The following is a 10,832-nucleotide window of genomic DNA, read 5'->3' as shown; positions in this document are numbered from 1 at the left end:
GAGAAGCGCGGGGCGGGCGCGTGCTGCACGATGCCGCCGATCTCGACCAGGCCGGTCCGCGCGACGATATGCGGGTTCGCCTCGGCCTCGGTGAAGGTGAGCACGGGGGTGGTGCAGGCGTCGGTGCCCTCGAAGATCGCGGCCCATTCGTCGCGGGTCTTGGATTTGAACTTCTCGGTGAACAGCTTCTTCAGCTGATCCTGGCCGTTGGGGTCGAGTTGCTGGGGCAGACCCTCCGGATCGATCTCCAGCCCCGCGAGCAGTTCCGCGTAGAACTGCGGCTCGATCGCGCCGACGGCCATGTACTTGCCGTCGGAGGTGTCGTAGGTGTCGTAGAAGGCCTGTCCGGTGTCGAGCAGGTTGGTGCCGCGTTCGTCGTTCCACAACCCGACACCGCGCATACCCCAGATCATGTGCGAAAGGGCGAGTGCGCCGTCGACCATCGCCGCGTCGATGACCTGGCCCTTGCCCGAGGTCTGCCGCTCGATGATCGCGGCGAGGATGCCGAACACCAGGAACATGGAGCCGCCGCCGAAGTCGCCGACCATATTGAGTGGCGGCACCGGCCGCTCACCCTTGCGGCCGATGGCGTTCAGCACGCCGGTCAGCGAGATGTAGTTGATGTCGTGGCCGGCACGGTCGGCCAGCGGACCCTCCTGGCCCCATCCGGTCATACGTCCGTAGATCAGGCGCGGGTTGCGCTCGAGCGCCGCGTCGGGGCCCAGGCCCATCCGCTCGGTGACGCCCGGCCGGAAACCCTCGATGAGGACATCGGCCTTCCCGATCAGGGTCAGCACCTTCTCGATATCCGCCGGATCCTTCAGGTTGGCCTCGAGGATGGTGCGTCCGCGCCACTGCGCCCGGTCCATGAAGCCGGGGAACATGCCCGCGCGCTGTACCCGCACCACATCGGCGCCCAGGTCGGCCAGTAGCAGCGCCGCGTGCGGACCCGGGCCGATTCCGGCGAGTTCGACTACTTTGATGCCGGCCAGCGGCCCCTGCCTCCGGTGATCGTCACCGGCGGGGTGGGTTGATCCTGTGGCGGTGGATGGTGTGCTCACGCCCTACCTCGGTTCGTCGTCGATCCAGCGCACCGGCGCGTCCGGTGCCGCCCGGGAAAGCCGGCCCGGGTGTATTGACAGTATGACAATAACGTCGGCGCGCGCCCACCGGCCTCGCTCCACGGTCACCCCTCACGGGTGACGTCGCCCGCCCCGGTTCACCCGTACTTTCGTGGCACCGAGAACTCGTCGAGCGACGGAGGTCCGAGCATATGCCACCGAAGGAATACCGGCCGGGCACCACGTTCCCCGGAATCATCGGTCGGACCACCGACGAATCGAGTCCGGCGTGGCCGCAGCCGGTGCGTGCCGTACCCGACGCGCCGAACGTGCTGTTCATCGTCTTCGACGACACCGGTTTCGGCCAGTTCGGGTGTTACGGCAGTCCGATCGAGACGCCGAATCTCGACCAGCTCGCCGAACACGGTCTGCTCTACAACAACATGCACACCACCGCGCTGTGCTCGCCCTCGCGTTCGTGCATGATGACCGGCCGCAACCACCACGCGAACGCCATGGCCGGAATCACCGAGATCGCCACCGGATTCCCGGGATACAACGGCAATATCCCGTTCGAGAACGGATTCCTGTCCGAGATCCTGTTGGAGCACGGTTACAACACCTATCAGGTGGGCAAATGGCATCTGGTGCCCTCGGAACAGGAATCGGCCGCGGGTCCCTACGAGCGCTGGCCGCTCGGGCGCGGATTCGAACGTTTCTACGGTTTCCTCGGCGGTGACACGAGCCAGTGGTATCCGGATCTGGTCCACGACAATCATCAGGTCGAACCGCCCGCGACCCCCGAGGACGGGTATCACCTGACCTCCGACCTGGTCGACAGGGCGATCTCCTTCATCGCCAGCGCGAAACAGGTCGCCCCCGACAAACCGTTCTTCCTGAATTTCTGCACCGGTGCCACCCACGCGCCGCACCACGTGCCCAAGGAATGGGCCGACCGCTATAGGGGGCGTTTCGACGACGGCTGGGAGGCCTATCGCGAATTCACCTTCGCCCAGCAGAAGGAACGCGGCGTCGTACCGGCGGACGCACAGCTGTCGCGGCACGATCCCGATGTGCCGGAATGGGATTCGCTGCCTGCCGACCAGCGCCGTCTGGCCGCGCGGATGATGGAGGTCTACGCCGGATTCCTCACCCACACCGACCACCACATCGGCCGAATGCTCGATTTCCTGAAGGAGATCGGCCAATTCGACAACACGCTGATCATGGTGGTGTCCGATAACGGGGCGAGCGCGGAAGGCGGCGTCACCGGGACGACGAACGAACTGCAATTCTTCAACAACGCCCCGGAGCCGATCGAGGACAGTCTGCGGGCGATCGACGAACTCGGCGGCCCGAGCACGTTCAACCACTATCCGTGGGGCTGGACCTGGGCGGGCAACACCCCCTTCCGGCGCTGGAAGCGCGAGACCTACCGCGGCGGCGCGAGCGACCCGTTCCTGGTCCACTGGCCGCGAGGAATCACCGCGAACGGCGAAATCCGCACCCAGTACGCGCATCTGGTGGATATGGTCCCCACCGTTCTCGACGTACTCGGCATCGAGCCGCCCGCCACCATCAAGGGCGTCGCGCAGTCGCCGATGCACGGCGTCAGCTTCGCGCACACCTTCGACAACGGGGACGCGGTCACCGGCCATCACACCCAGTACTTCGAGATGCTCGGCCACCGTGCCATCGATCACGACGGCTGGCGCGCGGTATGTCCCTGGCCCGGACCGTCTTTCGCGGAGGCGGACAACGCGTTCGGCACCCCCATCACCGCCGATGCGCTCGGCGAATTGGACGCGCACGGCTGGGAGTTGTACTACATCGAGGAGGATTTCGCGGAAACCCACGATCTCGCCGCCGAACATCCCGACAAACTCCTGGAGATGATCTCGCTGTGGTACGTCGAGGCGGGTAAGTACAACGTGCTGCCCATCGACAGCAGCACCCTGCAACGCCTCATCCAGGAACGTCCGCAGATCACCCCCGCGCAGACCGGTTATACCCTGCGCGCGGACACCGACACGCTGCCCGCCGCCGTCGCGCCGCGCGTACTCAACCGGCCGCACAGCGTCACCGTCGACGTGGAGATCCCGGCGGGCGGCGCCGACGGCGTTCTGGTGTGCCAGGGCACCAATGTCGGCGGCTGGACCTTCTTCGTCAAGGACGGCCGACTGCACTACGCGCACAACTACGTTCGGCGTGCCGTGTACCGGGTCGCCTCCACCGAGACGATCCCGGAGGGGCGTCACGAACTCCGCTTCGAATTCGAGCCGACCGGTGTCCCCGACATCACCCAGGGCAAGGGCGCACCGGGTAACGCCACGCTCTACATCGACCGCCGCGCGGTCGGTCGGGAGGAATTCCCGGTCACCACACCGGTCGCCTTCAACCCCGGCGGCATGACCTGCGGGGCCAACCCCGGCTCCGCGATCGTCGCCGACTACCGGCCGCCGTTCCGGTTCAGCGGCACCCTGCACACCGCCGTCGTCGACCTGTCCGGGGACCTGATCACCGATATCCCCAGTGAGATGCGCATGCATATGGCCCGGCAGTAGGCGACGACCCGGCCGCCGCACCGGGAGTCCGGCACCGAACGACCCGAAAGGTCGGGTGCCGGACTCCCGCATCATCGCACCCGACGAAATTCCGTCGCGGTCGAACAGGAGGCGATCGACGCATGGCCGAGGTGTATCGCGAGAGGCAATTCCGCAGGTTGACGACGCCGCGTTCGGCCGCCGTCGCGGGCATCCTGTTCGCCGTGCTGTTCACGATCGGTCTCGTATTGTTGCGCACCACCCTGTCCGGCGACCCCCTCAGCGACGCGGCATGGTCCGGTCCGCATCAAAGGAGAATCAAGATCGCCCTGGTGCTGGAACCTTTCGCGGGGATCGCGTTCCTGTGGTTCATCGGCGTGATCAGAGATCGCATCGGCGCACTGGAGGACCGGTTCTTCTCGACGGTCATGTTGGGCAGCGGATTGCTTTTCCTCGCCATGATGTTCGCGTCGATGGGAATCGCGGGCGGCGTTCTCGCCCTCGCCCGCCATTCGGACGTCTCACACAGCGACATCCTGATCTTCGGCCGCGAGGTGATGCTCCAGATGAACAGTGTCTACGCGGTGCGCATGGCGGGGGTGTTCATGATCTCGCTGGGAACGATCTGGCTGCGCACCGGCCTGATGCCGCGTGCGCTGGTCGTGATCACCTACGTTTTCGCGCTGTTCCTGCTGATCGTGGTCAGTTTCAGTGTGTGGGTCGGCCTCGTTTTCCCGGCCTGGGTTCTGGTGATCAGCGTGTATCTGCTGGCGACCCTGCCGCCGGGCACGACATTGGCCGACCAGGCCGCGACCGAGGAGAACGATTCGTAGGGCGGCTACGGCGCGAGTGGATTGTTCCTGGTCACGATGAGCGGATCGGCGGAAGTGAACGGTAGTTCGGGGAGCGCGTCGATGGCGACGCCGAATGTCGCGGCGAGAACGCTGCGGGAATAGGCGCTCATCGAGGCGCGGTAGCCGATATCGGCCGGTGTCGGCTGATCGAAGAAGATCAGCAGATGTACGCGCGGCGCATCGATGACCTCGATATGGTGCGGGTAGGCGCGTGGCACGAAATACACCTCGCCCTCGTTCACGACGTAGGTGTCCAGCGTCCCGTCCGGATCCATGATCGTCATTCGCGCCGAACCCCGGTGCACATACCCCATCTCCGCGGTGACCGGATGCCAATGCGGTTCGCGCATACCGTCTTCCCTGATGCGCAGCGAATACATCGAGATATCGTGCAGCGCGGGCCAGAATTGCTCGCGGGCGGTTCGCGCCGACCCGACCGGTGAATCCACCGGGGCCGCCATCGCCTCGATCGCGAAATGATGCGGGTCGCCGAAATGGGCGGAGGACGGTATCTCCGGCTCGCCCTCGCGACGGACGAGCAGTTTCGCCGTTGTACTGCGCCGGATCTTCGCGAAATCCGAGGCGGCCAGGTCGTAGGTGTTACCGAGCACCGAATCGGTCATCGCGCCCAGCGAGGCGCTCAATCCGAAATCCTCCGGGCGCTCGTGGCGAAACGCCAGAATGAATTCCGCGTCCGTATCGCCGATGTTCTCCACGTGATGCAACGCGCCGGAGTCGATATGGAACATCTCTCCGGGACGCACCAGGAACGACGAGAATCTCCCCCCGCTGTCGAGTACCGAAACCAAGGCCTGTCCCGCGGTGCAGTAGGTGAGTTCGGTGCAGTTCGCGTGCCAGTGCGGTTCGCGGATCGCGCCCGGAGCCAGCGTCAGACGTTTGATCGACAGGCCGCTCAGAATGGGAAAACTGTCGGCGGTCAGCCTGGTCAACGAGCCGAGTTCACTGCGGTGGATCTCTTCGCCTGCCAGCAGCGAAGCGGTATGGATCGAGGGCACGCGTTGTCCTCCTTGATCGCCGGGCGAGATCGTTCCGGGGTCGATCATCACCCGAGTCCGCGAGGAACCGGTGTGTACACGCGGACCTGATGTGGGCCGGTTTCGGCGAGGGCATGTCTTCGCTCTGAACGGAATGCGGTGCCACGGGAGTATCGGGCTGTGATGTCTCGTGAGCGAGGACGTCGTGAGATCGATATCCGGGCGACGAGCGTGCGGTTCCGCTCCGAATATGGCAGCGCGCAGAAGTCGTGGGCCGGGGACAGGTCCGGGCGTGACAGTGCGTGCTGTGCGGTGGCCACCCGGCTGAGGCATCGGCCGACCACTTTCGGACGCGATCGGCGTATCACCGGCGCGATGTCTCCGCCGATATACGAAGGTCCTCCTCGTGGCCGTCAGCAGTCGGGCTGGAAGGGGAAACAGCCGCGCGGTGTCGTGCGTGGTGGTGTGGTCGGCCGTTCGCTGGGCGGCGGTGGCGGCGGCTGCACCGTGGACGGTGGGGGCGCCGGTTGTTCGACGGTTGTCGACGGGGCGACCTGGTCGCCGGTCGGCCGGGGTTCCGTGGAATCCGAACCGCCCTGCGTGAACGCCCATATGACACCGCCGAGCACCGCGATCGCGGCGGCCGCGCCGAGCACGGCGATACCACGGCGTCGGCGGGACCGCGTCGCGGTATCGCGCGGCGGGGCAACGGTATTGGGCGGCGGTGCGGCGGGGCGCTCTTTTCTCGGTCCCGCGTCGGAGAGGCGGTCGATGGTCGCCGGTGAGACCAGAGGACGCGACTTCAGCAGTCCACGTGGGGGATTCGCTGGTGCGTCGGGCGGTGTGTGCTGCGCCGGTTCGGTGGGTGAGTGCGTGGGCGGTTCGCCCGGAGGGCTCGCGGATGCGGGGGTTTCGTTCTCCGGGCCGCGGGACGTCCGGGGCGGTGCTGTGCCCGAGGGCGTGGGTGTTGGTGATGCGGTCGGTGCTGCTGCTCGCTCAGGACCGTTGGGCGGGGTTCCGTATTCGGGGCCGTCGGGTATCCGGTGCGGTGGTGCCGTCGACGGCGTCGGTGATGCCGTGGATGACCCTGCCTTCTCCGGGTTGTTCGGCAGGCTTCCGTGTTCCGGGGCTGGGCTTTTGCCGTGCGCCGGTGGGGTCGGTGATTGCGCCACGGTGGATGGTTCGGCTTGTCTCGATCCGGCAGGCACGTTCTCGTTTTCCTGAGCGGGGGTGTACGGGGGATACGGCGGCGGAATCGACGCTGGGGCAACAGGTGGCGTCGAAGTCGGCGTTCCCTGTGCCGCCGAGGTGTGCGGCGGGGATGACGAAGTCGCGGGAGCCGGATGCCCGGCAGCCGAACCTGTCGATATCGGTCCATCGGGCGAGTTCTGCTGTGCCGAGGTCGGCGGCGGACCCGATTGTTCCGGCGGTGCCGAAGTTGTCGGCGGACCGACGAATATCCTTCCGGTGGGCCGATTCGCACGTACGCGATCGGGGGGAATTGCCGGCGACGACGCCGCAGCCGAAGCGTCGGCAGGTTGTGCCGTAGCCGGATCACTCGACCTCGATCCGGCGGGCGGATTCTCATATCCCGGTGCGGCGGTACCGCCCGGTGGTGCCTGGGGATTGGTCGGCTGCTGTTGTTCGGGCGGTGTCCCGGCGGAGATCGGGCCCGAGGGCGGGCTTCCGTGCGTCGGAGGTGCCTGCGGGTGCGTCGATGGTTGCGCTTGCTGCGGCGCGGCAGGAGGTTTCGCGAACACCGGTGGCGTCGAAGGACGCGTCGGCCGCGTCGGAAGAGGACTCTGGTTCGGCATGGAGGAGGGCTCGTGCGGAGGTGTGGTCGGGCTGCCCGGCAGCGGAGCCGAAGGACGGGTCGGCCGTGCGGGAAGGGGACTCGGGTTCGGTGGCTGATGCGAAGGCACGGTAGGGCTGCCCGACAGAGGCGCCGAAGGATCACCTTGCGATGTGTCGGGACTACCCGGCGGCGGCCCGGAAGGGCGGGCAGGCGGCGGAGTGGAATAGCCGCCAGGAGCGGGGGCGGCTGCGGGATTATGCCCCGGATGCCGCTGTGGGAGTGGCGGGGAGGCAGGTGGACCCGACGGTATCGGCGGGCCGAACGCACGCGCGGGAATCGACGGGACAGACCGATCCGGTGCGGGCCGGCGCGGTTCGGCCCTCGGGTCACCGGGATGCCGCGCGGGTGACGGTCCCCCCGCCGGGGGTGTCGGACGGCCGGGGTCGCCCCCGGGTGGCCGCGCCGGACCGCCTGATCCCGGACCGCCTGATCCCGGACCGCCTGATCCCGGACCGCCTGATCCCGGACCGCCTGATCCCGGACCGCCTGATCCCGGACCGCCTGATCCCGGACCGCCTGATCCCGGACCGCCGCTTCCGGGCGGCGGTGCGGTGGCCGGGTTCCGAGATGTCACCGGAGGACGCCCGGGTTCGGGTCGGCCTGCGGGCGCGTGTCCCGCAGGTGGTTCGGTGGTGCCCGCGACTCTCGATGTGCTGGAACGTCGAACATCCGACGGCGCACTCGCGCCCGATGAGGGTCCGCCCGTCGACCGTGGCAGTCCGGTGGGAAACCCCTCGGCGACCAGTTGCGCCACGGTCGCCCGGTCCGCGTAACCGAGCGCGCCGAGGAACGCGTGCACCCGTTCGGCGTCCCACGACACCTCTCGGCGCACGGCGGACTTGCGGAAGTACCGCCGCAGTACGGAGAGCCCCGCCGCTTCGACATCGCACCCGTGCGGTGGGGGCCCGTGCCATTCGACGGTGATCGGGAACCGTGCGTGTCCCGCCACCAGCACCAGCCCCGCGACGAACGCGTCGAACCCGACCCTGTCCGCACACGCTTTCAGGTCGAAGAAGGCATCGCTGACCTCGTTGATCGGATTCACGTCGCCGGGGCGTACCCGCACCGGATCGTCGGGGACGCCGGACAGACTCCAGCGCCCGTCGGCCGAACACGACAGTGCACCGCCCGCTCGGGGCAGGATGTTCACGACATCGACAGCGACGCAGACGTGCGGTGTGATCACCACGAGGTCGACTTCGCGCCCCGCGCGCGGGTTGCCGCGCTCGGGGACGTAGCACCCGGCGATCACGATTCCCGCGACCCGATATTCGTCGGTCCACTTCCCCAGCCACCCGGCGATCCGCTTCTCGGTGGGCCGGACGCCGTTTCGTGCGGCGTTGATGACGAGCATCTCCTACACCCTCCTCGCGCGCAGCGCCGAAAAAGACGCCCCTACAACGTTATCGCCGGGCAACGACACCCGCATCAGTGCTGGTGATACCCGTTCGGCGCGGCAATTCCCGGGCGTTTTGCTCACAGTGGATTCGTCCTGCGGACTCCGCGGCCGAAACTGGACAGATCATCGAACCCCGGACACAATCGCCCCATGTGGAAACGACGTTTCAATCAACGAAACACCCGCCTCGGTGATCGCGACTCACGGACACCGCGCGACCGATGAGCGCGCCCGCGGAATATCCACTCGCCCTGGCCGTCGAGGATTTCGCACCCGTACTGCTGACCACCTGCGGAGTCCTGTTGTTGCGCCGCCTCACCGGAAGCGGATGGGTCGTACTCGCCGCGGCCCTGATCGGCGCGGGCGGATTCGCCAAGGCCACAGCGAAACTCGTCGTCGCGGCGGGCGGCCCCGACCTACCGTGGTTGCGCGGCATGCTGTTTCCGCTCCTGACGCTCGGATTCGCCCTGCTGTACGCGGAATTGACGCGCGCCGCGACCGGTCGACTGTCACGCGGGTTCATCATTCCGGCCGTCGCGCTCATCGCCGCCTGCGCCGCTACCTCGATACTCGCCGCCGACACCCTCCCGATGCTGGTGAGCACCACCGTCTTCGCCACCCTCACCGGCCTCCACCTCATCCGCCTGGCCCGCCGCCGCGGCGACACCGTATCCGCCGCCCTGATCGTCACCCAACTCCTGGCGTTCTTCGTCCTCGGCCCCCTCGGTGCCCGCCCCGACCAGACCGTCGCCCTCCAATGGATCGAACAACTGTGCAACACCGCCGCCCAAGCCGCCTTCCTCATCGCCGCCTACCGCCTGGCTGGAGCGTCGCAGCCTAGGTGAGCTGGGCGGTCGGATGAGTTACAACAGGCCGAGTTTCAGCATGAGCGCGCGGTCCAGTGCGGCGATTTCACTGCCATCGAGGCTGCCTTTGAAGTCGCCGAGACGCTCAGGTGACACCGTGTGGATCTGGTCGGTGAGGATGCGGGTCTTGATGCCGTCGAATTCGATTTCGGGGCGATACACGGCTGGTCCGGCCCCGGTGGATGTCATGGCGACGATCGAGGTGCTGGATGCGAAGCGGTCGGACTGGATGATGACGGCATAGCGTCGTCCTTGTTGTTCGTGTCCACGTGCGCCGGGGAGAGCCTTTATTTCGTAGATCGCTCCCCGGAAGATCACGCCACGCCCATGAATCGCTGGATCGCCAGCATCTCGGCCTGATCCTCGGGGTCGTCCGCGAGCCGCTGTGCATCAGCGTCTGCTTGTTGTAACAGCAACTGCTTGTAGGTTTGCAGTAGCGCGTAGCGGACGGCTTCGGACCGAGAGGTATGACGTGCTGCGGTAAGTTCCGCCAGCGCCTTTTCCATCGCGTCATCGGTTCGCACGTTCAAGGTTCCCATGCACCCGAGTGTAACACGTTTTGTGTTACACTCGGGCTCGTTGGTATTCGGGCCGCCCGCTGACAGTCGTCATGAAAATTACTGCCCACCTGCTGGAACCTCCGCTGTGCAGACCGTATGCGCGTAGGCGAGAATCCTGGCAGCGTGACTGGGCGCTGGAGTCGGAGGGATCAGCGGTGAGCGTGTGGGGAGAGGTCGTTGTCGGCCTGGTCATTCTGGTCGGACTGGTCGGGATCATCGTCCCGATCCTGCCGGGGGCGATTCTGATCTTCGGCGCGATCGGAGTGTGGGCGTTCCTGACGGGTGGGGCGACCGCGTGGTCGATCTTCGCTGTCAGCGCGGTTTTCCTGGTGGTGTCCGCGATCGTCAAATACACGTGGCCCGGTCGCAAGATGAAGGATGCGGGTGTCTCCAACCGCGCCCTGTTCCTCGGCGCCGTCCTCGGCATCGTCGGCTTCTTCGTCATCCCCTTCGTCGGCCTGATCGTGGGATTCGTTCTCGGCGTCTACCTTTCGGAGCTGCAACGCCTCGGCGACAACCGACCGGCCTGGCAGTCGACCAAACACGCGCTCAAGGGTGTCGGCCTGTCCATGCTGATCGAACTCCTCGGCGCCCTGCTCGCCACCGCCACCTGGGTCCTCGGCGCCTTCATCGCGTAGCCGGTCCGACTTATCTTTCGATGGCGGGGAAGGGGATGGTGTCGTCGGACGGTTTGGGGAG

9 protein-coding genes are annotated in these 10,832 nt (G+C 66.8%); 4 read left to right on the top strand and 5 right to left on the bottom strand.

The annotated features are described in order from the left end of the window. Window positions 1-1,061 (bottom strand): CaiB/BaiF CoA transferase family protein (locus tag JZ792_RS39380; protein ID WP_216917988.1); only part of this gene is annotated, 1,061 nt, incomplete at its 3' end. A 212-nt stretch (window positions 1,062-1,273) separates the two neighbouring features. Between JZ792_RS39380 and JZ792_RS39375 the strand changes: the two genes are divergently transcribed. Both JZ792_RS39375 and JZ792_RS39370 read left to right on the top strand, forming a co-directional pair. After that, on the top strand, window positions 1,274-3,625 hold the full coding sequence (locus JZ792_RS39375) for an arylsulfatase (RefSeq protein ID WP_216917987.1): 2,352 nt from the start codon (window positions 1,274-1,276) through the stop codon (window positions 3,623-3,625). A 122-nt stretch (window positions 3,626-3,747) separates the two neighbouring features. After that, window positions 3,748-4,437, top strand: coding sequence for a hypothetical protein (locus JZ792_RS39370; protein WP_216917986.1), 690 nt, complete (start codon window positions 3,748-3,750; stop codon window positions 4,435-4,437). Between the two features lie 5 nt (window positions 4,438-4,442). Here the strand turns inward: JZ792_RS39370 and JZ792_RS39365 are convergent, their stop codons facing one another. Next, window positions 4,443-5,522 (bottom strand): cupin domain-containing protein, encoded by a 1,080-nt coding sequence (locus tag JZ792_RS39365; protein ID WP_216917985.1) that lies wholly within the window; start codon window positions 5,520-5,522, stop codon window positions 4,443-4,445. Between the two features lie 344 nt (window positions 5,523-5,866). Next, window positions 5,867-6,109 (bottom strand): hypothetical protein, encoded by a 243-nt coding sequence (locus JZ792_RS39360; RefSeq protein WP_216917984.1) that lies wholly within the window; start codon window positions 6,107-6,109, stop codon window positions 5,867-5,869. A gap of 2,819 nt (window positions 6,110-8,928) precedes the next feature. Here JZ792_RS39360 and JZ792_RS39355 point away from each other — a divergent pair. Beyond that, a complete protein-coding gene (locus JZ792_RS39355; RefSeq protein ID WP_216917983.1) occupies window positions 8,929-9,552 on the top strand; it encodes a hypothetical protein in 624 nt (207 codons plus the stop codon). 18 nt (window positions 9,553-9,570) lie between these two features. On the opposite strand, the gene JZ792_RS39350 is transcribed toward JZ792_RS39355, so the two are convergent. Together JZ792_RS39350 and JZ792_RS39345 are read right to left on the bottom strand one after the other, a co-directional pair. Further along, the gene (locus tag JZ792_RS39350; protein WP_216917982.1) at window positions 9,571-9,891 is read right to left on the bottom strand and encodes a type II toxin-antitoxin system PemK/MazF family toxin; all 321 of its coding nucleotides are present in this window, start codon (window positions 9,889-9,891) and stop codon (window positions 9,571-9,573) included. Continuing rightward, window positions 9,888-10,112 carry a ribbon-helix-helix protein, CopG family gene (locus tag JZ792_RS39345; RefSeq protein ID WP_216917981.1) on the bottom strand — a complete coding sequence of 75 codons (225 nt, stop codon included), beginning with the start codon at window positions 10,110-10,112 and terminating at the stop codon, window positions 9,888-9,890. Before JZ792_RS39345 ends, JZ792_RS39350 begins: the two co-directional genes overlap by 4 nt. A 176-nt stretch (window positions 10,113-10,288) precedes the next feature. Between JZ792_RS39345 and JZ792_RS39340 the strand changes: the two genes are divergently transcribed. Then, window positions 10,289-10,771 carry a DUF456 domain-containing protein gene (locus tag JZ792_RS39340; protein WP_216917980.1) on the top strand — a complete coding sequence of 161 codons (483 nt, stop codon included), beginning with the start codon at window positions 10,289-10,291 and terminating at the stop codon, window positions 10,769-10,771. The last annotated feature ends 61 nt before the right edge of the window (window positions 10,772-10,832 follow it).

Source organism: Nocardia noduli, from assembly GCF_019038455.1.
GTDB lineage: Bacteria > Actinomycetota > Actinomycetes > Mycobacteriales > Mycobacteriaceae > Nocardia > Nocardia noduli.
This window is presented reverse-complemented; position numbering and strand designations above follow the sequence as displayed.